The 25,146-nt window shown below is 38.8% G+C and carries 28 protein-coding genes and 2 riboswitches; of the genes, 5 read left to right on the top strand and 23 right to left on the bottom strand.

Features of this window, described 5'->3' with window-relative positions:
- Window positions 1-37 precede the first annotated feature (37 nt).
- Window positions 38-316, bottom strand: coding sequence for a hypothetical protein (locus tag Gferi_RS29190; RefSeq protein WP_330389347.1), 279 nt, complete (start codon window positions 314-316; stop codon window positions 38-40).
- A gap of 21 nt (window positions 317-337) precedes the next feature.
- Window positions 338-520: a hypothetical protein gene (locus Gferi_RS16460; protein ID WP_069978395.1), complete on the bottom strand. Its 183-nt coding sequence runs from the start codon at window positions 518-520 to the stop codon at window positions 338-340.
- A gap of 293 nt (window positions 521-813) precedes the next feature.
- Here Gferi_RS16460 and cobO point away from each other — a divergent pair, with 293 nt between their 5' ends.
- Window positions 814-1,332, top strand: coding sequence for a cob(I)yrinic acid a,c-diamide adenosyltransferase (cobO, locus tag Gferi_RS16455; protein WP_179948107.1), 519 nt, complete (start codon window positions 814-816; stop codon window positions 1,330-1,332).
- Between the two features lie 7 nt (window positions 1,333-1,339).
- Here cobO and Gferi_RS16450 read toward each other — a convergent pair whose 3' ends face one another.
- From Gferi_RS16450 to Gferi_RS16445, 3 genes are all read right to left on the bottom strand, one after another.
- Window positions 1,340-1,684 (bottom strand): hypothetical protein, encoded by a 345-nt coding sequence (locus Gferi_RS16450; RefSeq protein ID WP_069978391.1) that lies wholly within the window; start codon window positions 1,682-1,684, stop codon window positions 1,340-1,342.
- Between the two features lie 18 nt (window positions 1,685-1,702).
- A complete protein-coding gene (locus Gferi_RS28205) occupies window positions 1,703-1,867 on the bottom strand; it encodes a hypothetical protein (RefSeq protein ID WP_156782421.1) in 165 nt (54 codons plus the stop codon).
- Between the two features lie 81 nt (window positions 1,868-1,948).
- Complete coding sequence (locus Gferi_RS16445) at window positions 1,949-2,677, bottom strand: hypothetical protein (protein WP_069978389.1); 729 nt, start codon at window positions 2,675-2,677, stop codon at window positions 1,949-1,951.
- A 284-nt stretch (window positions 2,678-2,961) separates the two neighbouring features.
- Window positions 2,962-3,068: riboswitch (SAM riboswitch) on the top strand.
- 104 nt (window positions 3,069-3,172) lie between these two features.
- On the opposite strand from Gferi_RS16445, the gene Gferi_RS16440 reads away from it, so the two are divergent.
- The 3 genes from Gferi_RS16440 to metA all read left to right on the top strand — a co-directional run bounded on the left by Gferi_RS16440 (window position 3,173) and on the right by metA (window position 6,154).
- Window positions 3,173-3,631, top strand: coding sequence for a YbaK/EbsC family protein (locus tag Gferi_RS16440; RefSeq protein WP_069978387.1), 459 nt, complete (start codon window positions 3,173-3,175; stop codon window positions 3,629-3,631).
- Window positions 3,632-3,674: 43 nt separating this feature from the next.
- Window positions 3,675-3,781: riboswitch (SAM riboswitch) on the top strand.
- A 123-nt stretch (window positions 3,782-3,904) separates the two neighbouring features.
- Window positions 3,905-5,194, top strand: a complete 1,290-nt coding sequence (locus Gferi_RS16435; RefSeq protein WP_069978384.1) for a homocysteine synthase — start codon at window positions 3,905-3,907, stop codon at window positions 5,192-5,194.
- Window positions 5,195-5,230: 36 nt separating this feature from the next.
- Window positions 5,231-6,154, top strand: a complete 924-nt coding sequence (gene metA, locus Gferi_RS16430) for a homoserine O-acetyltransferase MetA (RefSeq protein WP_069978382.1) — start codon at window positions 5,231-5,233, stop codon at window positions 6,152-6,154.
- A gap of 50 nt (window positions 6,155-6,204) precedes the next feature.
- On the opposite strand, the gene Gferi_RS16425 is transcribed toward metA, so the two are convergent.
- From Gferi_RS16425 to Gferi_RS16360, 15 genes are all read right to left on the bottom strand, one after another.
- Entirely contained in the window at window positions 6,205-7,215 is a 1,011-nt protein-coding gene (locus tag Gferi_RS16425; RefSeq protein ID WP_207645763.1) for a ThiF family adenylyltransferase, read from the bottom strand.
- A gap of 23 nt (window positions 7,216-7,238) precedes the next feature.
- Complete coding sequence (gene larE / locus Gferi_RS16420; RefSeq protein WP_069978380.1) at window positions 7,239-8,060, bottom strand: ATP-dependent sacrificial sulfur transferase LarE; 822 nt, start codon at window positions 8,058-8,060, stop codon at window positions 7,239-7,241.
- Between the two features lie 47 nt (window positions 8,061-8,107).
- Complete coding sequence (locus Gferi_RS16415) at window positions 8,108-8,560, bottom strand: S-ribosylhomocysteine lyase (RefSeq protein ID WP_069978378.1); 453 nt, start codon at window positions 8,558-8,560, stop codon at window positions 8,108-8,110.
- Window positions 8,561-8,738: 178 nt separating this feature from the next.
- Window positions 8,739-10,586 carry an ASKHA domain-containing protein gene (locus Gferi_RS16410; RefSeq protein ID WP_069978377.1) on the bottom strand — a complete coding sequence of 616 codons (1,848 nt, stop codon included), beginning with the start codon at window positions 10,584-10,586 and terminating at the stop codon, window positions 8,739-8,741.
- A 136-nt stretch (window positions 10,587-10,722) separates the two neighbouring features.
- Entirely contained in the window at window positions 10,723-11,421 is a 699-nt protein-coding gene (locus Gferi_RS16405; RefSeq protein WP_069978375.1) for a GntR family transcriptional regulator, read from the bottom strand.
- A complete protein-coding gene (locus Gferi_RS16400; protein WP_069978373.1) occupies window positions 11,399-12,094 on the bottom strand; it encodes a cobalamin B12-binding domain-containing protein in 696 nt (231 codons plus the stop codon). Before Gferi_RS16400 ends, Gferi_RS16405 begins: the two co-directional genes overlap by 23 nt.
- Window positions 12,095-12,346: 252 nt before the next feature.
- Window positions 12,347-12,490, bottom strand: coding sequence for a hypothetical protein (locus Gferi_RS28490; protein ID WP_169833006.1), 144 nt, complete (start codon window positions 12,488-12,490; stop codon window positions 12,347-12,349).
- A 14-nt stretch (window positions 12,491-12,504) separates the two neighbouring features.
- Complete coding sequence (locus Gferi_RS16395) at window positions 12,505-13,659, bottom strand: uroporphyrinogen decarboxylase family protein (RefSeq protein ID WP_069978371.1); 1,155 nt, start codon at window positions 13,657-13,659, stop codon at window positions 12,505-12,507.
- A gap of 1 nt (window position 13,660) precedes the next feature.
- Complete coding sequence (locus Gferi_RS16390; RefSeq protein ID WP_069978369.1) at window positions 13,661-14,299, bottom strand: cobalamin B12-binding domain-containing protein; 639 nt, start codon at window positions 14,297-14,299, stop codon at window positions 13,661-13,663.
- A 197-nt stretch (window positions 14,300-14,496) separates the two neighbouring features.
- On the bottom strand, window positions 14,497-15,894 hold the full coding sequence (locus Gferi_RS16385; RefSeq protein WP_069978367.1) for an MFS transporter: 1,398 nt from the start codon (window positions 15,892-15,894) through the stop codon (window positions 14,497-14,499).
- Window positions 15,895-16,062: 168 nt separating this feature from the next.
- Window positions 16,063-17,427, bottom strand: coding sequence for a uroporphyrinogen decarboxylase/cobalamine-independent methonine synthase family protein (locus Gferi_RS16380; protein WP_069978365.1), 1,365 nt, complete (start codon window positions 17,425-17,427; stop codon window positions 16,063-16,065).
- A gap of 1 nt (window position 17,428) precedes the next feature.
- Window positions 17,429-18,067, bottom strand: a complete 639-nt coding sequence (locus Gferi_RS16375) for a cobalamin B12-binding domain-containing protein (RefSeq protein WP_069978363.1) — start codon at window positions 18,065-18,067, stop codon at window positions 17,429-17,431.
- A 152-nt stretch (window positions 18,068-18,219) separates the two neighbouring features.
- Window positions 18,220-19,029 carry a methyltetrahydrofolate cobalamin methyltransferase gene (locus tag Gferi_RS16370; RefSeq protein ID WP_069978361.1) on the bottom strand — a complete coding sequence of 270 codons (810 nt, stop codon included), beginning with the start codon at window positions 19,027-19,029 and terminating at the stop codon, window positions 18,220-18,222.
- Window positions 19,030-19,171: 142 nt separating this feature from the next.
- Complete coding sequence (locus tag Gferi_RS16365; RefSeq protein ID WP_069978356.1) at window positions 19,172-20,674, bottom strand: sodium:solute symporter family protein; 1,503 nt, start codon at window positions 20,672-20,674, stop codon at window positions 19,172-19,174.
- Window positions 20,675-20,676: 2 nt separating this feature from the next.
- Window positions 20,677-20,946, bottom strand: coding sequence for a hypothetical protein (locus tag Gferi_RS16360; RefSeq protein WP_069978354.1), 270 nt, complete (start codon window positions 20,944-20,946; stop codon window positions 20,677-20,679).
- A gap of 758 nt (window positions 20,947-21,704) precedes the next feature.
- On the opposite strand from Gferi_RS16360, the gene Gferi_RS16355 reads away from it, so the two are divergent.
- Window positions 21,705-22,424 carry a DUF1638 domain-containing protein gene (locus Gferi_RS16355; protein ID WP_069978352.1) on the top strand — a complete coding sequence of 240 codons (720 nt, stop codon included), beginning with the start codon at window positions 21,705-21,707 and terminating at the stop codon, window positions 22,422-22,424.
- Between the two features lie 137 nt (window positions 22,425-22,561).
- On the opposite strand, the gene Gferi_RS16350 is transcribed toward Gferi_RS16355, so the two are convergent.
- Genes Gferi_RS16350 through Gferi_RS16340 form a run of 3 tightly spaced genes read right to left on the bottom strand, consistent with a single transcriptional unit; the run spans window position 22,562 to window position 25,136 of the window.
- Window positions 22,562-23,365: a dihydropteroate synthase gene (locus tag Gferi_RS16350; RefSeq protein ID WP_069978350.1), complete on the bottom strand. Its 804-nt coding sequence runs from the start codon at window positions 23,363-23,365 to the stop codon at window positions 22,562-22,564.
- A 21-nt stretch (window positions 23,366-23,386) separates the two neighbouring features.
- Entirely contained in the window at window positions 23,387-24,514 is a 1,128-nt protein-coding gene (locus tag Gferi_RS16345; protein ID WP_069978348.1) for a uroporphyrinogen decarboxylase family protein, read from the bottom strand.
- A gap of 1 nt (window position 24,515) precedes the next feature.
- Window positions 24,516-25,136 carry a cobalamin B12-binding domain-containing protein gene (locus Gferi_RS16340; RefSeq protein WP_069978346.1) on the bottom strand — a complete coding sequence of 207 codons (621 nt, stop codon included), beginning with the start codon at window positions 25,134-25,136 and terminating at the stop codon, window positions 24,516-24,518.
- Window positions 25,137-25,146: the final 10 nt, after the last annotated feature.

The following is a 25,146-nucleotide window of genomic DNA, read 5'->3' as shown; positions in this document are numbered from 1 at the left end:
ATCCATCTTTTTTTCTTGGCTTTCCAATGGTTTTCCATTAGGAGAAAGTCTCGCCTGGATGAATTACAATATCGTTCATCCGTTCTACTGCAATCTTTAGGTTTTTTACCTTGTTATATTGCAGCCACATGTCTACATTTCTCAGCTTGCGGAACAGGGGTGTTCTATGTTCGAAAATCAATTGAGTATACTTTTCAATATTATCTTTTTCTATTGCAAATTGGGTTTTAGAAAAGTACCAGGAAATATACCGTTTATAGGTATAATAACTTCTCCCTAGGAAAATTCTAAGGTTTGATCGCTTTTTGGGCTGCATTCCTAATCCTCCTTTTTTTGCCTATTTTCCTTTCTCTGGCTCGTAAACATCTTCCTCATAATCAAATTCGATCTTCTTTCGTGTTACCTTATTTGTAAACACATTCATCTTTTGCGATCTCTGGTTAATATTTTTCAACCGATCATAATCATCTTCCTCGTAATCAAAATTTCTTTTCCCGAACAGTTTCATTTTTTCGTTCATCACTTACCTCCCATATCTTTAAATTCCAGATAGATTTTTCTCCATTTTTTCATCTGAATTCTATATAATAAGAATAGCAAAAGAAAGGAGGAAGGACCAGTGAAAACTTCTGCTCTCCTATTCTTTCCTTTATATTATCAGTGCAATACTTTTCTTTATTATAGCGTCACAATCGAAATTTCTATTAAAGGATTACAATAGAAGTTTATTGTTTTTTATAACTGCTCATAGGGTAAAATAGAGGTAAGTGACGCGCATTTAACATAAGGAGAAAAAGATCAGGAGGGATGCTCATGAATCGAGGTTATGTTCATGTATACACTGGAGACGGCAAAGGGAAAACTACTGCTGCCCTTGGCTTGGCCTTGCGGGCTGCCGGAGCCGGAAAAAAAGTTTTTATTGCTCAATTCGTAAAATCAATAGAATATAGTGAATGGAAAGCATTAAAATCTCTTCAGAATTCTATTGATATTACGCTATATGGTCATGGCTGCTTTATCGCAAAAAATCCTGAACAGGAGGATATTTCCGCAGCCCGGAAAGGGCTACAGGATATTCACCGGATATTAATGAGCAAAAAGTATGATCTGATCATTCTCGATGAAATTACGATTGCATTATACTATCGTCTTTTATCTCTAGAAGATGTAATTACATTGTTGAAAGACAAACCTTATGAGACAGAGCTGGTACTAACAGGTCGTTATGCACCAGAGGCGATCATCGAGTTCGCTGATCTTGTAACAGAGATGAAGGAAATCAAGCACTATTACCAGCAGGGCGTTTTAAGCCGGGAAGGCATTGACCGGTAGGCTCCTGCTATTCATTTCTCTTTTTAAAAACATATTGTCCGTCTGCAGTGATTGCAACTACTTTATCGGCATGATCTTTCACCCGGTAAACCGGTGTTCCTTTAGCGAGCATATTGGATTGTCCTTCTTTGGGTATAAATTGGGGTGCTATTCTTTCCTGTATCTCTAGGATCAGATCGCCTATTTCCAGATCTTTCCCCACGGTATCCCAATAATATTGTTCACCATTTTGCAGAACAAGCATTCCCACATAAGATGCATTACCTGTGGGTTCAGTAAATATAGGTTTGCTACATCCAATCATCGACAATCCCCAAACGATCATAACAATAACCATTCCAATCTTCTTCACGATCCATGCCCCGTTTCTTTATTGCTTTCCTTTTTCCTTCGTTGATACTACAATTTCACAAACATTATATAGTATGAAAACAGTTATCCAAAACATCGGGTCAAAGTGTAGAATACCGAATCCAATCGAGGCCATCCCCAGTACAATACTGGCAACAAGCTGTATTACAAATCTTCTAATCATATAATTCTCCTTCCTATTAAGGTCATCATTATCAGCGAACCACATAGTAGATATTTTTTTCTAATAGTACACAACATATCCTTAAACCTTCTTTACAAAATTATTTTCTGCTTTAACGTCTTCTTTTTCCCTGAATGAAATTACTTTATTCAATAGAATATCCAGATTTTCCTTGTCTGAAGGTTGAATACATAAATCAGCCTCACACTTTTTGCCTTTTCCCAATAATGTCTTCCGGTTATAGTAGTAAATTTTCAGTTCATAATAGGGCTGCAGGCGTCTAAATTCCCGCCTATCCCAAAAATGTCCCCATTGAAACCCACAAACGGATTCCCAGGGTATGACTGCCCGTTGGACATAAATAGCAGTTTTGCATATTTGATCTCTTTTGAGTGCCGTGTAGACGCCATTTATTCCGGAGATCATGGTGATAATCATGCTAAATAAATTTACCATTCCACTATTTCTATATCTCTGTACGGTAAAAAGCTCCATCAACATTTCTCTCTCATAGTAGTATTGTCGCATGCTATCCAGATATTGATCGTTGAATAGTTGAAAAAAACCTTTTAAATCTTCAGGCTTCAACAGTTTATAAATGTCGCGGAAAACATGATACCAAAAATAAGCAAAAATCAGAGAAAAGACGATATTTATACATGAAAGGGCCAGCTGGCTGTTAAAGATTCTGATCGTCTCCATGATAACTTGGTCCGCTCTTTGGAGTCTTCGGAATTCTGTTACCAACATTATTCCTGCATTTACTAAAATAACAACGACAATACCGATTATGAAAGTATGATTTGTCATATCAGAGACACTCCTGCACACGCTAAAGTATTTGCTATAGTAATAGACTTTAGAAAGGATAAAAATGTTCCCGCCTTAGAGAACATATCTGTCATATTGTTATTTCCCCGGGAATTTCCTTCATAGGCTTTTGTAAATAATATTTTCCTGAAATCACTGCATCTGATTTTTAATTATGGCATGCATAATCAGAAAAAATATTCAAAAAAATGTATTGACAATCTTTTTCTCTCCCATTATACTATCTATTAACGGTAATTGAAATAAACTAAATATTGAGAGATTTCTCATCCAGAGAGGTGGAGGGACTGGCCCTATGAAACCCGGCAACCGGCTTTTTAGAAAGCAGCGGTGCCAATTCCTACGGTACGTTTGTATCGGTAGATGAGAGAGTGCGCATTTGCCTGTTGCCTCTTTCCCTGCGAAAGAGGTTTTTTATTTTTATTCATATTCGTGTTCCACTGCAAATATAGAATCAGGAGGTGCTTCATAGAAATGGCAGTTGAAGATGTAAGAAATTTTTTCATTGAAAAAGGATTGGAAGATCCGATTTTTGAACTATCTACCAGTTCCGCTACAGTTGAACTGGCTTCTAAGTCCATCGGCGTTGAACCCGGCCGAATTGCAAAAACTTTGGCTTTTCGTCTGAAAGATAAGGATATTCTTATTGTGGCCAAGGGAGATTCTAAGATTGATAATAAGAAATATAAGCAGTATTTCAAAACAAAAGCAAAAATGCTGACCCACGAGGAAGTTGAAGCAGTGACAGGCCATCCTGTAGGCGGTTTGTGTCCCTTTGGTCTGAAAAATCCACTTGAAATATTTCTTGATCAGTCTATTCAGCAATTTGACACAGTTTATCCTGCAGCTGGTTCAAGATATGCTGCACTGCAGATTACGCCTGACGAGATGCTCCGTTTAACGGCAGGCGCATGGATTGACGTGTGTGAATAAACAGTTCAAATATTTCAAGCAGTCAAAAAAATTTAATCATGAACTCATATCCAGAGAGGTGGAGGGTCTGGCCCTATGAAACCCGGCAACCGGCTTTTTATAAAGCAGCGGTGCCAATTCCTGCAGTATGAAAATACTGAAAGATGTGAGAGGAATATTATTCACAATGCCTCTTTCACTTTGAAAGAGGCATTTTAATATATCCTTCTAACTTTTTAACATGTTCTACAGGTAGCAAAATAAAATTTATAAAATAAAAAAGGAGAGATGAAAATGAGTGAAAGAAAGTTAAAATTTGATACCTTACAAGTTCATGGTGGTCAGAAGCCTGATCCCACAACAGGCTCCCGGGCTGTTCCAATTTATCAAACTACATCCTATGTCTTTAATGATACAGACCATGCAGCGAATTTATTTGCCCTAAAAGAATTTGGCAATATCTATACCAGAATCATGAATCCTACAAATGATGTATTTGAGCAAAGAATTGCCGCCCTTGAAGGAGGCGTTGGGGCCTTGGCTACAGCATCCGGCTCTGCCGCAATCACATATGCCATACTGAATATTGCAGGAGCAGGAGACGAAATTGTTTCAGCAAGCACCTTATATGGTGGTACTTATAATCTGTTTGCCAGCACCTTCCCCAGACTAGGCATCCATACAGTTTTTGTAAACCCTGATGATCCTGAAAACTTTCGAAGTGCAATCACTGCTAAGACAAAGGCTTTTTACATTGAAAGCATCGGTAATCCGGGAATCAATCTGATTGACATTGAAGCCGTTGCTGCCATCGCCCACGAGGCAGGTATTCCATTGATTGTAGATAATACCTTTGGTACACCCTATCTCTTTAGGCCGATCGAATTCGGTGCCGATATTGTGGTACATTCAGCTACCAAATTTATCGGCGGCCATGGTACCTCAATCGGTGGTGTCATCGTGGATTCCGGCAGGTTTGATTGGGTAAAAAGCGGTAGATTTCCATGGCTGACAGAACCAGATCCAAGTTATAATGGAATAAAGTACGCTGAAGCATTCGGCCCTGCTGCATATATTATAAAAGCCAGAGTGCAGCTTCTTCGCGATACGGGTGCATGCATCAGTCCATTTAATTCTTTCTTGCTGCTTCAAGGATTAGAAACCTTATCCCTAAGGCTGGAAAGACATATTTCTAACACTAAAAAAATTACTGAGTTTTTGCAGAACCATCCCGCAGTTTCTTGGGTAAACTATCCTAGCTTGCCAGGCAACAAATATTATCCATTGGCACAAAAATACTTTCCAAAGGGCAGTGGTTCTATATTTACGTTTGGCATCCAAGGCGGAACTGAAGCCGGCAAAAAATTCATTGAAAGCCTAGAAATCTTCTCATTACTGGCAAATGTAGCTGATGCAAAATCCCTCGTAATTCACCCCGCAAGTACGACCCATGCACAACTGACAGAGGCAGAACAACGGGCAGCCGGAGTTACACCGGATATGATTCGTTTATCTATTGGTTTGGAAGATGCGGATGATCTAATTTATGATCTGAATCAAGCCCTGCAAAAGGCTGTAAAGTAATTCACAATCGTATAACGCTTATAAAGGAGAGGTTTTATGCCTATTAAAATACCGGATACCCTTCCGGCTGCTGAAATTTTAACCAATGAAAATGTATTTATCATGTCCGATACCCGCGCATGCCATCAGGATATTCGCCCTTTGAAAATTGCCATATTGAACCTAATGCCTACAAAGATCATTACAGAAATTCAGATTCTACGATTATTAGGCAATTCACCGCTGCAGGTGGATATTACACTGCTGCACCCTAAAACACATATCTGCAAGAATACACCGGAAGAACATCTTACAAAATTCTATAATTCTTTTGAAGATATACAACAGGATCGCTTCGATGGCTTAATCATCACGGGTGCCCCTGTGGAGCATTTAGACTTCGAAGAAGTGACCTACTGGGAAGAAATTAAACAAATAATGGAATGGAGTAAGCACAATGTTTACTCCACCCTTTACATCTGCTGGGCAGCACAGGCCGGCCTGTATTATCACTATGGCATTCCAAAATATCCTGTAGGGCACAAAGTATCCGGCGTGTTTCCCCATACGATCAATCAAAAGACAAATAAGCTGCTCAGAGGCTTTGATGATGTGTTTTATGCACCGCACTCCCGACACACAGAAATAAGGAAAGAAGATATTGAGAAAATTAAAGATATCGAAATTCTATCCCAATCAGAAGAATCAGGGATCTACATTGTAGCTTCAAAAAACGGGCGGCAGATTTATGTAACGGGACATTCTGAATATGATCCGCTAACTTTAAAATCAGAATACGATCGAGATGTGGCTAGAGGTATGCCTATTGCAATTCCTAAAAACTACTACCCGGAAGATAATCCCGATAATCCTCCTGTGGTAAAATGGCGCAGCCATGCAAATCTGTTGTTCTCTAACTGGCTGAATTATTTCGTCTATCAGGAAACCCCTTATGAACTGGAGAAACTAGAAGAAATATAAACTTTAAATACCTGCACGCCTTAGCTTTTCCTTAGGCATGCAGGTATTTTTTATAAGCCGATATATTTGGCATAAAGAGATTTTGCCTGGGCAATGTCTGTAGTGTTTTTCAATATGGCTCTTCCATCATGAAAAAGTGTAAACTGCACATTTTCAATATTAAATCTTAGGAAAAATGCATTTTTTAGCACCCTTATTCCCATCGTTTCTAATCTTTTTATGATATTATCTGCATCAATTGAAGAATTGACCGGATTGATTTGTATGCTATCCTGCCCACAGAGATATACTGCATCTTCAGTATTATTTTGAAGATATGTGAAATTCTTTCTTTGGCAGGCAGGGCAGTCCTCTCTTATAGAATGGTCTAATATCTCATAATGGTTATCCCAGATATCTATGTATCGGCTGCCTTTAATCAAGGCATCTTTTTTTCCGATAAGCAGTTTGATCGCTTCCACTGACTGAAAAGATGCAACTACATTCACTGTACCGTTTAATACACCTACCAAATCACAGGTGTCTGCAGTACCAGCTGGCGGAACCTTCGGCATAATACATCGAAAACACGGTGTTTCTCCTGGAATAATGGTATGGGTCATTCCCATACTACTGACAGCTCCCCCGTAAATCCAAGGGATCCTCAATTTGACGGAGGTATCATTGATCAAAAACCGGGTGTTAAAATTATCAGTAGCATCCATGATTAAATCCATACCTTGACAAAACTTTTCGATATTTCTAGGATTTACATCAGCTATAATCTCCTCAATCTCGATACTGGAATTGATCTTTCTTAATTTTTGTGCAGCTGCAGCTGCTTTAGTCAAATTATTTTGAAGATCTTCCTCATCAAAGAGAATTTGCCGCTGTAGGTTAGACAGTTCAATATAGTCTCGATCTATAATTCTGATATACCCTACTCCAGAGCGGGCCAGATTATTGGCAATCACTGTACCCAATGCGCCACAACCAATAATCACGACCCTTGAAGCCAACAGCTTTTCCTGACCTTCTCTACCGATCTCCGCAAACAGCATTTGCTTCACATATCTCTCCAAGGTTTCACCCCCTGCCCGTTTCCCTATTGTTTCTCCGCTTCACTTAATACTTCGTTCATGCTCCCTGTTCTATAGCCTGAGGCATCTATCGTTACATAGGAAAAGCCAAATTCCTTTAGCTTATGACCTACTTCATCCAACAATTCCAGATCAAAGAATTTTTCCCTTTCCTGCTTTTCTACCTCTATTCTGGCCATATCTCCGTGATGCCTTACACGGATTTGTCGAAAACCTTTATCCAGTAGGAATTGTTCTGCCAATTCAACCATTTTTAGCTTTTCTGGTGTAATTTCCTGACCATAGGGAAATCTGGAAGATAGACAGGCAAAGGAAGGCTTGTTCCAGGTTGGCAGGCCCATGTCCTTTGACAGTACCCGAATATTCTCCTTTGTAAGCCCTGCCTCCTTTAGCGGACTCACTACCTTCAACTCTTTTGCGGCTCGCATGCCTGGGCGGTAATCTCCCAAATCATCAAAATTTGACCCGTCCAATACGATTTTTACTTGCTCTCCCTTCGCCACTTCCTGTATTTTTGAAAATAATTCATGTTTACAGTAATAGCATCTATTGGTCGGATTTTTTGAGAATCCTTCTATTTCCAATTCTTCTGAAATAATTACAATATGTCTTACACCGATACTTTCAGCAAACTGTTGTGCTTCTTTGAATTCTCTCTCTGGATATGTTGAAGACCGGGCAGTAACGGCAACCACGTTTTCTCCTAGAACATCCTGTGCTGTTTTTAACAGAAAAGTACTGTCTACACCACCGGAAAATGCCACAGCTACACTATCTAATTCTTTTATTATTTCCTTTAATTTCTCAAATTTTTCTTGCAGTGTCACAATATTCCCTCCTATTATGTCGCTTTAAACACGATTGATCCTACAACTTACAGATAGCTGGCTTTTAACTTTTCTAGAACTTCTCCGGCATATTCCTTCGCTCCAAATAAAGAAAGATCCCTGTAATTTCCACACTGAACTGGATTCGCTGCAGGCACTTCCTCTGATAACATTACCTTTTCTAAAGCATTTATCCATGCTTTTGCAATCTCTTCTTCCTGTCTGTCACCTACGAGGATCAAATAGAATCCTGTTCTGCATCCCATAGGAGACAAGTCTACTACATCTGCAATCTCTTCCCGGATGAATCCAGCCATCAGATGCTCCAGTGCATGTACTGCCCCCGTAGGCATAATCTCTTTGTTGGGTTGTGTGAATCTCAGATCAAACTTTGTAATGATATCTCCCTTTGGCGTTTCAATCCTTCCGCACCTCCTAACAAAAGGCGCTTCTACTGTTGTATGATCCATTGTAAAACTCTCTACCACAATCTTTTCCATGTGAATCCCTCCCCAGGTAATTATTTCTAATATTTCATACCGGAATACTTTGATTTAGTTTATCATAATTTGATAAAAGTATCAATTTGTGACCAAAAAAAAGTAGAAAAATAGAACCTATTCAAAATAGATTCTATTTCTATTAATTTAATTTCAAGTGCTTACAGATATACTATTTCTATCGAAAGTACATCGAACGTGCAAAAATGGATGAAAATTGGGGATGAGAAGCCAATTCTACAAAACCTACGAAATCTGCAATTTCTGCAGTTCTTTTATACTCGCTGACAGAAAGCAGTGCCAGTTTTGCACCTGTACCTGCAGCATTTCCCACCATTTTAATTCGATCTTCCAGTTCTTTTGGAATTAAACCAATGGCACAAGCACTATGTGGGTTTAGGTAATTTCCAAAAGCACCTGCCAGTAATACTTCCTGTATCTGCTCTACTTCTATGCCACATTTTTCCATAAGAATCTTCATGCCTGCAGCCATAGCTCCCTTTGCCAGTTGAAGTTCACGAACATCTTTCTGTGTAACCAAGATAGAGCTTTCATGGTCTGTAGAAGACGCATCTGCCAGCAAAAATGCTCCCATTCCCTCATGCTGCACAATATTCTCTTTGAAATTTTGCGCTGCAGGATTAGAAATTTCATCTGGCGGTAAAAATCTTCCCTTTTCATCAATAATTCCTGTGTGAAGCAATCCTGCAACCACATCTAAGAGTCCAGAACCACAGATCCCGCGAGGTTTGCCTCCTCCAATTACAGAGTATTCCAATTTTTCTCCAAAGTGGACGTGATCAATCGCTCCCGCTGCACCTCTCATCCCACTGCTGATTTGCGCTCCTTCAAAGGCAGGACCTGCTGCTGCAGAGCAGGCAAATAGTTTATCCTTAGAGCCAAGGGCGATCTCTCCGTTGGTTCCGATATCGATCATTAATTTGATTTCTTCGCTTTTATCCAACTCTGTTGCTAAAAGGACTGCAACTGTATCTGCGCCTACAAAACCCGCAATATTGGGCAATACCAGGATCTTACCTGCCTTGTTGATTCTGATGGGCAGATTTTGTGCACGCATCACTACAGGCTCGCTAATGGTGGGTATATAGGGTGATATAGAGATATATCGCGGACTTAATCCCAGAAATAGATGGTGCATACAGGTATTGCCTGCAACCGTAATCACATAAATCGCATCACTATCTACGCCAGCATTTTCAGTAGCCTCTACTACAAGTTTATTGATTGCTCTAATCACCGCAGAATGCAGATTTTCTAATCCCTTTTCTTCTTGATTTGCATAGTTGCTGCGACTAATCACATCTGCACCAAATTTTGTTTGTGGATTTAATGTAGAAACAACGCTTAATTCTTTCCCTGAGTTTAGATCCATTAGATACCCTACGATCGTGGTTGTACCAATATCAAAGGCCATCCCCAGCAAAGTTTCTGTTGTATCCTGATGTTCAATACCTATAACCTCACGTCCATAGGTAATAGCGGTCAAATGATATTGAGCTGACCGCAGCGCTTCCGGCAGCTGATGTAAAATAGGAATCTGCACATCCAGCGCTGCAGCTGATTCCTCTTCCCCCTCAAACAAACTCTTTTTAAACCGCTTCCAATCCGATTGATGGTCTCCAATAGAAGGTTTTCTAACCTCTATATATTTTTTGGTAATGTGAGGTTCCAGTTTTACAGTTCTTTCTTGCGATGCCAATAGAATTTGATGCTGCGCAGCCTTTACTTGAACAAGTTCTATGGCGGCATCACTATAGATTTCAGTAAAACAAGCAAGATGAATTCCATCATAGATTTCTTTCTCTCCCAGAAATTCTCTTTCCTTTTCCTGGGACTGCGTAATTCCATTTACAATACGAATCTTACACTTTCCACATTTTCTCGCTCCCCCACAAGGAAAATCATAATCAATTCCGGCTTCCCTAATTGCCTTCATTACTGTGGTTCCCTCATGGACTTCGATGCTTTGACCTGTTGGCTGAAAAGTTATCCTGTACTTTTTCAAAAGGTCTCCCCCCTTTTTCTTACATAAACTCACGAATACACATTTTGAAACTCTGCAGCTTAGCAAGCGTTGTCTTTTTCTATTTAAAAAAGAGTTACCCTCAAAAGTAACTCCTTTTCACTTTTCAATTACACGATTACTGACTGACTCCCTGAATCTTGATATAGTCACCTCTAAAGTAAGTGATTCCCAGCCCCATCGGCTTATCTTTACTATCGTAAAGTTTTTGTTCTACTACTAGTAGAGCAAGCTTATCATAAATATTCAGCAATTTTTTTGTACTCTCTTCAGGCGTTGTTGCATAAATAACCAATTCCTTTTTCATTGCAAAAAGTGAAGTATTTTTTGATATCATTTCTGGAAATGTGGCTTCCTTAATTTCTGTTTCTATGATGGGCATCCCCTTTTGATAGATCAGATACTTGATATCATAAGCCATAGGTTCTCCATCAGTATAAAATACTCTGCGAATCTTAATGATTTTTTTATTCTTACTTATTTGAAGTCTGTTGATTAATTCTTCATGCGGCTTTATAATGTCTACTGCGATCAACCTCGTATTGTCTACATTGTTAATTAAATTGTTCATCTCATCGTAATAAACGGTATATTTATTGTATTCAGGTTTTTTAACGTAGTACCCTTTTCCTGGAATGGAGTAAATATACCCTTCGTTTGCCAGAATAGCAAGACCTTTTCTTACTGTCATACGACTGGTATCATATTCTTTACATAATGTTGTTTCTGATGGTATGTCATCTCCCGGCTCTAAATCCCCATTGTTAACCTTATTTCGTATATCTTCAACAATCTTAACATATACCGGATTTTTCATCGTTTGCTTCTCCCTGCTTATTGATACGTTTCATCCAGCCTAGACACACCTTTGTTCCAATTGAGGCATCATTGGCAAAACCGTCCGCTCCAATATATTTGCAGATATCCTCATTGATGTGATTTGCACCTATTATGATTTTCACCTGATTCCGTAAGCCCACTTCAATGAAACCATTTACTACTTCTCTCATGGATTCAATCGTATAGGTCAATGCACCGCTCAATCCTACAATATCAGGTTTTTCTTTTTCAACGCTTTCAATGAAAACTTCCTTCGGAGTATCTACGCCAAGGTCAATCACCTCAAAACCATTTGTCTCGAGCATACCCTTAAAAATATCTTTGCCAATATCGTGAATATCTCCCTTCACTGTACCCAAAACTACTTTTCCCATCCTTTTTTTACAATCATTTTGAAAGTGGGCTTTCATTTTATCTAATGTCAATACTTCTCTAAAGATCAGTCCCGCAACAATTAGATCTGCAATAAAATAATCCTTCTGTTCATACAGCTTTCCGACCCGATTCATACCTTCATTGATTATTTCTAATAACGCTAGCGGCTCTATTCCTTCATCTATGGCTGCTCTAGATAATTCTATTACTTTTTCCTCATCTAACTGTTCTACATATTTAATAATGGATTCTTTTAATTCTTTTAAATTATTCATTGCATCCCCCGTTAACTCTCGACATGATTTTCGTTTTCATTATAAACATAATAGATAGGCTGTCCATTTGTATGGGCTTATATTTATAATAATATGACTATACCTCTCCTTTGTCAACGAGTATGTATCTCCTGCATAATTACTGCGAAGAGTACATCATCCAAGAGTTATAAAGACTTCTACTGTTTTTTCTCTGTTTATATCCGTGGAAATATTTTAAAAAAATTTTGAATTATAAGTATTCTTCCATTTTTACATCAAGAGCATAATAATAAAATTAAACATCATCTCTTCATATTGTTGTATTTTAGGAGCCATTACCCCTTCAAGTTTTTCATCAATTTCAGGATGGGCAGTCTTATATTCTTCCCATGTTTGATAATAATTTGTATTCATACAGTATCCTCCTTTTAATAATTTGCATTTTCAGCTACATACTGTAATACCGCCTGTAAGTTTTCAATGTTAACGCTATCTACAGTAATAATGCTCTTATCAAAACCAAAGTAGTACTTTCCTCCTGGAGCGAGAATATCAATAAGTTCTTTTGCTTTATCAATACAGTTCTGCTTTGTTCCTGTTTTTAACAACGTAAGAGGATAGAAACCTGTAAGAATATGTTTTTTACCAAGCTTTTCTTTTACAAGCTTGGGATCGCCAAATTCAAACATCATTCTAGTATTTTCTGGGAGTTCATATAAATAATCAATAAATCGCATCCAATCATGCTCAACAAATAAAGTTGTCAGCTGTCCTGCTGCTGCTAAATCTTCAACGAGCTTTTTAAAGGATGGCCAAAAAAATCTTTCAAAATCCTTATCACGCATATAGGGTGCCATATGTAATGGAATAAAAGTCGTTGAATAGTTTGATGGGGCCTTGGGCATTCCCTTTTTAACCATCATAGAAGTAACAGCATCACAAGCGGCTTCCACCTTTTCCGGATATCTTCTAACGTCACTGGTGATACCTTTAAATCCTCTTAACAGATCTGCTACGAAATCAAAAGGCGCTTCCGTTGCCCCTGAGAAGAGAGGTGGAGCATATCCATATTTTTGAGTCAATTTACCAAAAATGGCTCCCATATTGCCCATTTCATCTTGATATGCCTTAAAGGCTTTTGCCAAAACCACAGACTTGCGAACCGGATTCGTATCCAGCTCTGTATAAAGTCTTGGCATAATCTTTTCCATAATGCAATCATAGGGCGATGCAATGAACTCATCATATTCTTCCGGTTCCAGTCCATGAACCTCCGGATGCTGTAAAAATCCGCTGGATCCCATCACAAAGGTTCTGGCACCCAATATTTTGTAATAAGAAGGAAATCTTATGGAGCTTAGCGGAAGTGTATCAGAGGGAAAATCTTGGCACACCTTATCAAGAATCTCTTCTAAGGTAGAGGTATCCCACTGAGCCTCAGCCAGATCTTTTTCTGCGTATTGAATGGCAAACTCTGATGAAAATCTTGCAGCACCAATCGGTACCCTTTTTGGTAGCTTTCCATTGAATACATCCTGAAACATTTGTATGTTTTCCTGTTGTAACGCTTTTACATCCGTCATATTACTTCACCCACCCTTGACAGATTTTTACACCTTCTGCTGCATTGGTGGTAAATGCATCGGCACCAATTTGTTCACAAGCTTCCTTTGTTACCGGGTTTCCACCGATAACAATTTTCACATTGTCTCTTAGACCTTCATTTTTCAACTCATCTACTGTAACCTTCATCGCTTCTAATGCTAATGTAAGTACACCACTCATACCAATGATTTGCGGCTTTACTTCCTTCACTTTTTCAACAAATGCGCTTGGAGAAATATCAATTCCAAGATCATACACTTCAAAGCCGGCAGCTTCAGACATGCTTTTAAATATATTCTTTCCGATATCGTGTAAATCTCCTTGAACTGTACCCAATACAATGGAGCCTACCTTCGTTTTACTGCCGCTTCCGATCACAGGCTTTAGTACATCAATGGCACTGGAAAGCAATTCCCCTGCAAAGATTAAATCGCCTACAAAATACTCTCCTTTGTCAAATAAGTCTCCTACAAGTGCCATTCCCTGCTGACATGCATTTACTACTGTTTGTGCTTCTTCTTCACCTGGATTTGTTGCTACAAACTGGTTTAACATATCTAATACTGCGCTTTCATCAAGATCTCCTACCGCTTGCGTCAATGCATTTAAATCCATCATGTTAATCTTCCCCCTTATTTCTTATGATTTTATTTTTTACTAACTTATCTTTAATTTTATTAAAACCAGTATTTTCACTGGCGTTTTAAAAAATCTCATGATATGTCATGAAAACGGGGCCACTTCTTCAACGATTTTCTAAATCATCTATAGACAGCCCCGTTTATAATTTCAGAATCTAATCATTCAAATATAATCTATTGTACTGCTTGCGCTTTTCTCGCATCGATTTCTGCCTGGTAAGTTGCAAGTTTTTCCCTGGTCAGCCTATAACCAAAGGTAATAATGAATGCAGAGACTAAGGCGAATATGCCAGGAATAAATAAGAATACATTGATTACAGCTGTTTTTAATTCTACGGATGCAGTTGCCGGATCAGCCCCTGCAACAAAGCCTGCTGCTGCCAATACAAAAGGAATGATGGTTCCTCTTGAAATGATCGCTGTTTTAAGAGATAGGTTCATAAGACCCATAATAAAGGCAGTGGCATTTTTTCCTGTCTTCCACTCATTGTATACTACAACGTCAGAGTATAAGCTTACCATAACCGCTGTTAATACACCCAGGAATGCTCTTGCGAATACAACCACTATAAAGAACATGGTTACGTTCATCGCTACAAATTTACAAGCAATTAGTGAACCTGCAAGACCAAATAGACCCACAATAGCTGCGTTTCTTGTTGTAAGTGCCTTCGCCATTGCACCACTGACATAAGCACCGACTACCTGTGCTATAGCACCCACTAATAGATAGATTGGCATCAATGACATATCCTGTGCCACATAAGTAAAATAATATGCTGCTGCTGCAGTCATGATAAAATTTACCATGTATCTGAAGAAGTCTCCCAATAGCAACATCAGCAGCGGTGGATTTTGAAATACACTCTTTACCATAACGCTGACTGGCACCTTTTCAGATTTTTGAGGACCGACAGCAGCATTGTTTGCTTCTTTACCAGTTTCCTCGTAGCCTTCTGTAATCTTAAATACGATCCAGTAACCAAGCATCATTAAAAATGCCATAATTCCTGCCAATAATGTAAATCCTAGCACTTCATTTCCAGTACTTCTACCAAGAAGCAGCGCTAAAGGCATACCGATATAGGAGAAAAACACACCAGATAAAGCCGTCCAAGAAGCACGCCTTGAAGCCAAAAAGCTTCGTTCTTCAGGATTGTTTGCCATAACAGATATTAGCGAAACGTTTCCAACCCATGCAATGTTCCAAATAATGTGACTTAAGATAAAACCAGCACATACGATTGCTGCTGCAACTGGTTCCGGTCCAATCTTAGTGAACTGGAACATAAATAGTACTACAACTGCAGGAGGTGCTATGAGCATCCAAGATCGGTTACGTCCCCACTTTAATGCCTTTGTACCGCTTATAATGGCTCCATATACTGGGGATAAACAGGCATCTACGATACTTGTTACCGAGCCTATGAGAGCTACCATCGGAAGGGAGAATTTTGCTACGTTGGTTAAAAAGAATACGAAACAGAAAAGTTCAACACTGGTCATGAGAGAAAAGCCAAGATCACCAACCCCATAGAAAGTTCTTACGGCTTTATTTAATGGTTTTTTCATAAAATACACCTTCCTTAATGTTAATTGATAAGGATATAATATTGTGTAGATTAGTCCTTCTGATTCGTCATGGAAAAATCCCCATTCTTATATATCGATCGAAGATGCGATCATAAGTAAAGTCCTGAGAGGGTCTTTTATAAGAATGGGGATTTATTCTATATGTTATTACAATAAAAGGAACATTAGATACTGGAATATTCGTTCTTCAAAACCTTGAAGTTTTTCCTGACCAAAATCTGATACTTCTGGATTAGCTGCTTTATACTGATCCCATGTTTTGAAGTACTTGCTCTCTAGTGGTCTGGATGGAGTAGCTTTATAGTCCTCCTTATTAAACTGCATCCCAGCAGTTTCACCAGCATTGCTGTATACACCATAATCTCTAACGGTTTCTGCAACAGCAATAAGGTTTTCCATATTCACATCATTAATTGAAAGTGGGTTTTTATCCAACATAAATATGTACTTACCGCCCGGTGCTAGAATATCTATATATTCTTTAGCTAGATTGACACACTCTTCCTTTGTATGTGTTTTTAAATAGGTTAATGGGAAAAGTCCTGTGATGATGTGTTTTTTACCTAATTTTTCTTTGATTAACTTCGGTGTACCATATTCAAACTGCAACACAGTATCTGTTGGCAAGTCATATAAGTAATCCAAATATCTATCCCAGTTGTCTTCACAGAAGATTCTACAGTGTATTCCCATTGAAGCATATTCTTCGAGCAGCTTCTTAAAGCTAGGCCACCATAATTTTTCAAAATCCTTTTCACGCATAAAGGTCGGCATATGCAGTGGCAAGAATACTTGAGAATAGTTCGAGACCACTTTAGGCATACCTTTTTTTAGTACGATTGGGTAAAGCGCTTCACAGGCTGCAGCTACTTTTTCAGGCATTCTTCGAACATCCATGCTTACCCCTTTGAAACTTCTTAGTTGATCTGCTAGGAAGTCAAATGGTGCTTCTGTAAATCCGCCCGATGCAATAGGACCACCTGGATAATATCCATATTTCTCTATCATCTTACCCATAAGCGTACCGCCCAGCATCATATCATTGTTATAGCCAAGGATACTCTTTGCAAAGCTGATTGCCATATTTACAGGATCTTCTAAGTTCAATGCCTTATATTGTCTAGGGATTACTTTTTCAAGCAAACAATCATAGGGTTTCTCAATTAAATAATCATATTCTTCCGGAAGCATACCCACGACTTCAGGATGCTGGAAGAATCCATTCGATCCCATGACAAAGGATTGAGACTCTAGTGCTTGATAATAGGAAGGATATCTTAGGGAACTACCACCAGGGCAAACATCTGTATATATGGTTTGACAAAGCTTATCTAAGGCGCCCTCTGCAATCATAGGGTTCCACTGCGCTTCGACAATATTGATTCCCCCAAACTCGGCCAAAGCTTCAAAAGGTATACTCAAATTTACCGGTACTCTCTTAGGTATCTTATTGTCGTAAACATCGTAGAAAATACTAATCCTTTCCTGCTGTAATGCTTTTACATCAGTCATATTATTTCACCCACCCTTGACAGATTTTTACACCCTCTGCTGCATTGGTTGTGAATGCATCGGCACCAATTTGTTCACAAGCTTCCTTTGTTACCGGGTTGCCGCCGATAACGATTTTTACACTATCTCTTAGACCTGCATTTTTCAACTCATCTACTGTAACCTTCATCGCTTCTAGTGCTAATGTAAGTACACCACTCATACCAATGATTTGCGGCTTTACTTCCTTCACTTTTTCTACAAATGCACTTGGCGAAATGTCAATTCCAAGATCATACACTTCAAAGCCTGCAGCTTCTGACATACTTCTAAAGATATTTTTTCCGATATCATGTAAGTCTCCTTGTACTGTTCCCAGTACAATCGATCCTACTTTTGTCGTGCTTCCAGTTCCGATCACAGGCTTTAGTACATCGATGGCATTAGAAAGCAATTCTCCTGCAAAGATTAAATCGCCTACAAAGTACTCTCCTTTGTCAAATAAGTCTCCTACAAGTGCCATTCCCTGCTGACATGCATTTACTACTGTTTGTGCTTCTTCTTCACCTGGATTTGTTGCTACAAACTGGTTTAACATATCTAATACTGCGCTTTCATCAAGATCTCCTACCGCTTGCGTCAATGCATTTAAGTCCATCATGATTACGTGCCCCCCTTTATAATAATTGTTTTATACCTTATCACAATTGTGATAGAGTGTTTTAATTAAATTGTTTCATTGTGCTTAAAGCATTTTCCGGCCTTTATAGAAACGTTTTCCAAAACACCTGAATAATCACTAATCAAAAGATTCTACGCCTCTTTCAATGGGCCAATTTTATTCTTTCTGTATGCAGTAGAATAGTTTCTACAGTATTTATCTCTTCCCAACAATGCTTCTGTGGCAAGAAGCGTTGCCAGCATATCTCTATTGCATGGATCCATAATAGCGGAATCCATACCTATATAAGCAGCGATCGTCAAGAATCCTTGGTTTACAACTTTTCTTAATGGCATGCTGAAAGAAATGTTGCTTAATCCTGAAGTAACCTTAATCGTAGGATACATTGTTTTGATTGTTCTTGTGGTCTCAATAAAACTCATCAAGGAATTATTGTCAGTGGAAAGCGCCATTACAAGCGGGTCTATATGTATTCTGTCTGGTGTGATATCATATTTTGAGGCTTTTTCAACAAGAATCTTTGTAATATCCACTCTCGTTTGTACATCGCAAGGAATTCCATTATTGTCACAGGTTAATCCAATAACCTGCCACTGTGTCCCCTGAATCATAGGGTAGATTACTTCACATTTATCACCCTCTTCAGAAACAGAATTGATGACTCCTGGTTTTTTTGCATATTTAAAAACCGCTTCAATGGTTCTAGCATTTGGACTATCGATGCAAAGTGGCTTATCTACTACACTTTGAACAATATCCATCAGCCATTTTAAAGTTTCTACTTCAAATTCCGGTGCTGTACTTGCACAAATGTCAATATAGTCTGCGCCAGCATCTACCTGCTTTAGAGCAAGCGTACGAATGAATTCTTCATTCTTTTCTTCGATGGCCTTCTTGACACTTGGGATGGTTCCATTAATTTTCTCCCCAATTACAATCATCTAAAATTCCCACCTTTATTTTTAATATATTACATTCTGTATATACAGGTAGTTTATCTGTATATATTTTAATTATATCAGACGAATAGAGCATGTCAATAGAGCCAATAATTTTTTTTAAAATATTCTAAACATTTTGTAACTAAATTGCATCCTCATATACTTCTTCAAAAACAACAAAGAATTTCTCAATATTTTTATCCGGCGCCGGCTTCGTCAATAAGGATACTGCCACCAATAATACCGTAGATAAAATAAATCCTGGTGCTGAATAATGCATATTAAAGGTAGCCCATTCCGGCATAACACTAAAGGCACATAATGCCACAAAGGTGACCGAAGTAACTGCGGAAACCACTACACCCCACTTTGTACAGCGTTTCCAATAAAGTGCTCCTAAATAGGATGGGAATAAACAAGCAAATCCTGCAAAAGAAAATGTTGAAATCCCTAAAATTGTTGCTGGCCTTAATAAAACCAGACCATATACGACTATTGATAAAACCAAGATAAATACACGGCTAATTCTGTTTTCCTGTTTTTCAGACAATTGTATTCCACGTGATTTTAAAATAGGTTTTACCAAATCATCTGAAAAGATCGATGAAGCAGCTAGCAACATACCATCCCAGGATGACATAATTGCAGAGAGAATTCCTGCTCCTAATAGTCCAATCATCCAAACAGGCGCAAACCGTTCTGCAAGCATTGGAATGATATTCTCTGCCTCTCTAGGGGACAAACCTGGAATCGCTACACTACCCCAAACTCCTAAGCTTATAGTCATAAAGAAGAATGTTCCATATAACACTGGATAGATTAAACAATTAAGTTGAATAACCTTCGGGCTCGTAGCAGACATATTTCTAATCAATAGATGCATAATTACAGCATTTGAAAGTCCTGTACAGAGCATACTATAAGGAATCCATTGCCCCAAACTCTGAGGTCCTTTTCCGCTGAGTGCAAACATCTTAGGGTCTAACTTTGAAACAATTTCGCTACTTCCTCCTAGGGTTCTAAAGATCATAACCATCATAATTAAGATAACACCCATCATAATAATTCCTTGATAAATATTGGTCCACGCCGTTCCCCGCATTCCTCCTGAGTATGCTACATAAGTTGTAATAAGCAAGATAACCAGTGCACCTAACCAATAAGGAATCGTCCCTGCAGTAATTGTAGATAGTATAAGTCCTGCACCTATTCCACAAATCAAGATGTATGGAATTTCTAAGAATATTTGTAATACCGCTACTACATATCGGGCCAAATTGTCTCCCCAGCGATCGCCGAGAAAATCTACCGGTGTAACATAGCCATACCGGTCTGCCAGCAGCCATGCTCTATAACCGATTAAGAAAAATCCTGCTGTACCAACAAAAGATGCGAGTCCGGTTAGATAACCCATGATAGAATATCCCTGCTGATAGGCAATACTTGGAACACTCAGCATTCCGAAGGCAGTAATCTGCGATCCAAAAATAGACATAACCAGAGCAAGTAGTCCTAGTGATCTGTTCGCTACAAAAAGATCTAATAGTGACATTTGCATTTTTCTAGCGGCCAAATGACCTATGAAGATCGTTCCAATCAAATATATTAATACGATAGAAATCGTCAACGTCACGCCATTGTTCACATCTATTCACCTACCTTATCTTTAATTTCTGCTTTTGCCTTAGGCAGCGGCCAGCTTAATTTTTGAATGGAATAATTGGCCAAGGGTATAAAAACGATCAAAAATATCGTCCTATATAAGAACTCTTGCGGCATCCATCCAAAATATATATTTGGATTGCCCCAATTCCAAAAATCGCAATGTAAAATAGTAAGAATAACTAAAAGAATCAAAACATACAGCAATGATCCCGTTGAGGTTTTAAAAAACCTTTTTTTCACAGGCTTATCCATAGCCTACACCCCCAATCTTGATAAATAGCAGTTGGTTTACTTATGGATATTTTTATAGAGAATATGCAGCTTAATTTGTATAATTGATAAGTGCACTACCATAATAACAAAGCTTTATAGTATTCCATCACCTGCATTAAATTGATTACTTAGGTAAATACCACTGCAGCTTTCATGGCAAATCACTTCTGGAAACGTTTTCCGGTACAGCAACATCCAATTTCACTTATTCTCTCGATGTCTCCCCCCTCCAGCTAAGTTTAAAATCCCCTGCTTATCGCAATAAACACTTCAATCCCTTCTTCGTTCCTCCTTTTCATAAGTTTTTAACATCTGTATAAACAAGCTTTTCCATACAGTGAAATAACATGTATATACAGTTATACCCTACTTGGTTTAATGATAGACTATAAATTATATGCTGTCAACACAATTTTGAAAATTCTGTATTTTTATCTTTGTGAACTGCCCTCTATCCCCCAGCTTAAGATCATGCTGCCTATAAATCCTCTATTTATAATTTGACAGCAAATTGTCATTATATTATGATATATTATATAAAATACATTTTACATTTTCTTACTTCATTATAGATTTTTAGCAAATTTCAAGAGTTATTTGCTTGGTTGAGCAATGAATATCTATACTTGTACTTCTAGATAAATTACTGACGCCGTGGCATTTTCTTCTGCTTTGCCTCTATTACAGAACGCTTATATCAAAAGATTGACATGCAACTTCTAAAAGGGGGAAGTCCGATGAATACTTTGATTATTGCCTGTCGTACCATTGCTGATGAGCTGAATATGGCGATTCAGGAAACAGATTGTAAGTATCCTGTCCTATGGATTGAATCCGGACTGCACTTATATCCAGATTCTTTGAAAAACAGGCTTCAGGAAGAGCTTGACCATATAACCAATGTTGATCAGGTCCTAATGGGTTTTGGCTACTGCGGCAATGCATTGCTTGGCATTACACCACCTACTTATAGAATGATTTTTCCAAGGGTAGATGACTGCATTTCTCTACTGCTAGGCTCTTGTGAAAAACGCAAAAAAATTTCTGATGAAATGGGTACTTATTTTCTTACAAAGGGTTGGCTGCAATATGAAAAGAATATCTGGAGCGAATATCAAGAAACCTTAGAGCGCTACGGCAAAGCAAGAGCTGACAAGATTTATAAGATTCTGCTTCAGCACTACAAACGATTAGGCGTTATAGAGACCGGTTCTTATGAACTAGCGGAGTTTTTGGAGAAAGCCCGCCTGATTGCTGATGATTTACAGCTCTGTTATCAAGTCATTCCGGGAACCCTTACATATATGAAAAAACTTTTGACAGGTCCCTGGGATGAGGACTTCTCAATCATTCAGTCAGGAGAGACCGTTACCTTTAATCACATATATGGAAATAATTGGAATTCTACAGAAAGTGCTCCTGCTTACAGTTTTGCTACAAATGAAAAAATTGTGTGAAAAAGATAAAAAACCAGGAGACAGATCCATCAATGATCTGTCTTCTGATTTTTTAGCAAACAATCAAGTCTTCCTCCTTAAGCACCATAAGATCTTTCAATTTTCCATTCTATTCTGCCTAGTTCCTTTTATGTTTTTTATTTCTTTATAAATCCTGTTTTTGATGCAGTAGTATACTTCCTACAGAATTTATCTCTACCTAGCAGCAGTTCTGTTGCATATAGCGACTCAATGAGCTCTACATTGGAAGGATTCACTACCGCTGAGTCCATTCCTGCTGCTACTGCTAAAGTTAAAAATGTTCTATTAATCAAAGCCCTGTTCGGCAACCCAAAGGATATGTTGCTCAATCCGCCCGTTATATGTGCCTCCGGATAAGTCGCCCGAATAGTACAAATACAATCGAATGCCAGTGTTCCTGCCTTTTGATCTGTTGCTACTGCCATAATCAATGGATCGATAAAAATCTTATCATCAGCAATGCCCATTTCCCTGGTAGCTTTAAAGATACGCTCTAATACCATCATTCTCTCTTCAATAGTTTTAGGCATTCCGGATTTAGACTCATCTAATGCGAGAGCAATCACTGGGCAGCCCTTTTCCTTAATAAAGGGCAAAAATTCCTCTAACCGTCTAGGATCTCCATTGATGGAATTGATCATGGGTGTCTGCTTTACGATCTTTATAGCTTCCTGAATGGCAGAAGCTGTAGAGCTGTCGATACAAATCGGTGTTTCTACTACCCACTGTACTGTTTCAATCAACCAAAGCAGGTCCTCTGTTTCTCTTTCAGGCTCTGTTCCTGCATTGATATCTAAGTAGTCTGCACCGGCTTCTGCTTGGGATTTGGCGATCTCCTGAATGTATGCTGCATCTCTATCGAGAATTGCCTTTTTGATCACATTCCTGGTTCCGTTTATTTTTTCACCAATAAATATCATATCAGGTACTCCTTATACGCTTTATTTGTATTCTACCGCTGTCTTGAACATGGCTACCATATTCTCAAATTTTGCATTGGCAGGAGCGTCACAGCCTGGCGCCAGGAATACACCCTTAATGCCTATATCATCCAACAGTCTTTTAACATATTCACTAACCTCTTCAGGCTTACCTGTAGCTAATAATTGAGACGGTACATCCCCCATGAAAGCCATGTGCTCCCCTAACTTTTTCTTCGCATTTCTAAGGTCTGTCATACCATCGGTATTTAGGATACATGTTTTCGCAGGCAGTTCAAGAAATCTTTCGATGTCCCGATCCCAATTTTGGTCCAGGTGGAAAATCGGAGCTATGCCATTTTCAATCAATTTCATGGCAGCATCATACATATAGGGCCAAACGAGTTTATCCCATACTTTAGGTGATACCAAAGCACTGGCTCCGCGCCATCCTCCAACCCAGGTACCAATCCCATTTGCCGCCTTTGCTATGCCAATAGCTGAATTTACAATAGCAGGCTGCATAACATCGAGTGCTGCCTTTACCTTATCAGGCTTCTTATAGCAGTCCATGTAAAATTGTCCCATAGAACGGGCACCGCAAAGCTGCTCAAATGGAGGGCTTATCATAGAAGCAGTAACAACAGGGTAGCATGCATCAATGTATTTTTCTGCATCCCTTGCGCCATTCTCCCGGTTATATTGGATAAACTCCTGAAATTCTCTCATATCAATAACTTGTGGAAGCACTTTTTCAAACAGTGCATCGTACCCCTTTTCAACAACTAAATCATAATCCTCATCTTGCATGACCTTTTTTTCTAATACCTGCCACAAGGAATTCTCAGGTAACTCCCTACCGGGCATGGTTATTTTTGATAGCCATGCTGTGGCTAAGGCAACGTTCGGTTTTAACATATACCCAAAATTAAGACAGTCAACGGGTGCAACATCATTAATTTCATTTACATAACCTAACAATGTGTCAAGCCCTTTCTCAGGGTCTCTAGTATATTCTGCCATTGTTACATCCATATGTGCCGGAGGTGTCGCTGATCCCATATAACAGGTGGTTACCGAATCATTTTCAAAAGCGATCGTTTTCCTTACTTTTTCTAAACGCTCTAAAAATAATGGATTCATTTCCATTCTACATCAACTCCTTACATAGTTTTACAGCATCCTGGGCATCCTTACCATAAGCATCTGCCCCAGTATACTCTACTACCCCTTGATCTACCGGGCCGCCGCCGATCATGATTTTCACCTGATCTCTAAGCCCCGCTGCTGCTACAGCCGCTACGGTTTCCTTTACTGCATCATAGCAGGTCGTCAACAAACAGGAAAGTCCTAATACTTTGGCCCCGCTTTCCTTCAGTGCATCTACGAAGACCATTGGCTTTACATCTACCCCCACATCAATGACATCAAAGTTTCCGGCGCTAAGCATGGCCACTACTAAATCCTTGCCGATATCATGAATATCTCCTTCAACGGTACCTACCACTACTTTTTCTGCCTTTGATTCTTCTGTTGATTTCAGATAAGGTTTGATTAGATCTCCTACATCCTTGAAGATTGCTCCCGACATCATCAGATCCGACACAAAAAATTCTCCTGCTTGAAACTTCTTCCCTACCTCAACCATTCCATCCTGGCAAGCTCCAAATATCTCTACAGGATCGGTACCGGCTTCCAATTGTCTTTTTACCTCTGTCATAACATTTTCATCTTCTAGTTTTGCAATCATTTGAACCAATGCATTGCCCATATCACACTTC

Source organism: Geosporobacter ferrireducens (assembly GCF_001750685.1).
GTDB classification, from domain to species: Bacteria; Bacillota; Clostridia; order Peptostreptococcales; family Thermotaleaceae; genus Geosporobacter; species Geosporobacter ferrireducens.
The sequence above is the reverse complement of the archived record's forward strand: the minus strand, read 5'-3'. Positions and strand labels throughout refer to the sequence as shown.

What these genes read in the sequence shown, in the direction of transcription:
- Gferi_RS29190 (WP_330389347.1), bottom strand. Translation starts at nt 316, where the DNA reads ATGCAGCCCAAAAAGCGATCAAACCTTAGAATTTTCCTAGGGAGAAGT.
- Gferi_RS16460 (WP_069978395.1), bottom strand. Translation starts at nt 520, where the DNA reads ATGAACGAAAAAATGAAACTGTTCGGGAAAAGAAATTTTGATTACGAG.
- cobO (WP_179948107.1), top strand. Translation starts at nt 814, where the DNA reads ATGAATCGAGGTTATGTTCATGTATACACTGGAGACGGCAAAGGGAAA.
- Gferi_RS28205 (WP_156782421.1), bottom strand. Translation starts at nt 1,867, where the DNA reads ATGATTAGAAGATTTGTAATACAGCTTGTTGCCAGTATTGTACTGGGG.
- Gferi_RS16445 (WP_069978389.1), bottom strand. Translation starts at nt 2,677, where the DNA reads ATGACAAATCATACTTTCATAATCGGTATTGTCGTTGTTATTTTAGTA.
- Gferi_RS16440 (WP_069978387.1), top strand. Translation starts at nt 3,173, where the DNA reads ATGGCAGTTGAAGATGTAAGAAATTTTTTCATTGAAAAAGGATTGGAA.
- Gferi_RS16435 (WP_069978384.1), top strand. Translation starts at nt 3,905, where the DNA reads ATGAGTGAAAGAAAGTTAAAATTTGATACCTTACAAGTTCATGGTGGT.
- metA (WP_069978382.1), top strand. Translation starts at nt 5,231, where the DNA reads ATGCCTATTAAAATACCGGATACCCTTCCGGCTGCTGAAATTTTAACC.
- Gferi_RS16415 (WP_069978378.1), bottom strand. Translation starts at nt 8,560, where the DNA reads ATGGAAAAGATTGTGGTAGAGAGTTTTACAATGGATCATACAACAGTA.
- Gferi_RS16405 (WP_069978375.1), bottom strand. Translation starts at nt 11,421, where the DNA reads ATGAAAAATCCGGTATATGTTAAGATTGTTGAAGATATACGAAATAAG.
- Gferi_RS16400 (WP_069978373.1), bottom strand. Translation starts at nt 12,094, where the DNA reads ATGAATAATTTAAAAGAATTAAAAGAATCCATTATTAAATATGTAGAA.
- Gferi_RS28490 (WP_169833006.1), bottom strand. Translation starts at nt 12,490, where the DNA reads ATGAATACAAATTATTATCAAACATGGGAAGAATATAAGACTGCCCAT.
- Gferi_RS16395 (WP_069978371.1), bottom strand. Translation starts at nt 13,659, where the DNA reads ATGACGGATGTAAAAGCGTTACAACAGGAAAACATACAAATGTTTCAG.
- Gferi_RS16390 (WP_069978369.1), bottom strand. Translation starts at nt 14,299, where the DNA reads ATGATGGATTTAAATGCATTGACGCAAGCGGTAGGAGATCTTGATGAA.
- Gferi_RS16385 (WP_069978367.1), bottom strand. Translation starts at nt 15,894, where the DNA reads ATGAAAAAACCATTAAATAAAGCCGTAAGAACTTTCTATGGGGTTGGT.
- Gferi_RS16380 (WP_069978365.1), bottom strand. Translation starts at nt 17,427, where the DNA reads ATGACTGATGTAAAAGCATTACAGCAGGAAAGGATTAGTATTTTCTAC.
- Gferi_RS16375 (WP_069978363.1), bottom strand. Translation starts at nt 18,067, where the DNA reads ATGATGGACTTAAATGCATTGACGCAAGCGGTAGGAGATCTTGATGAA.
- Gferi_RS16370 (WP_069978361.1), bottom strand. Translation starts at nt 19,029, where the DNA reads ATGATTGTAATTGGGGAGAAAATTAATGGAACCATCCCAAGTGTCAAG.
- Gferi_RS16360 (WP_069978354.1), bottom strand. Translation starts at nt 20,946, where the DNA reads ATGGATAAGCCTGTGAAAAAAAGGTTTTTTAAAACCTCAACGGGATCA.
- Gferi_RS16355 (WP_069978352.1), top strand. Translation starts at nt 21,705, where the DNA reads ATGAATACTTTGATTATTGCCTGTCGTACCATTGCTGATGAGCTGAAT.
- Gferi_RS16350 (WP_069978350.1), bottom strand. Translation starts at nt 23,365, where the DNA reads ATGATATTTATTGGTGAAAAAATAAACGGAACCAGGAATGTGATCAAA.
- Gferi_RS16345 (WP_069978348.1), bottom strand. Translation starts at nt 24,514, where the DNA reads ATGGAAATGAATCCATTATTTTTAGAGCGTTTAGAAAAAGTAAGGAAA.
- Gferi_RS16340 (WP_069978346.1), bottom strand. Translation starts at nt 25,136, where the DNA reads ATGGGCAATGCATTGGTTCAAATGATTGCAAAACTAGAAGATGAAAAT.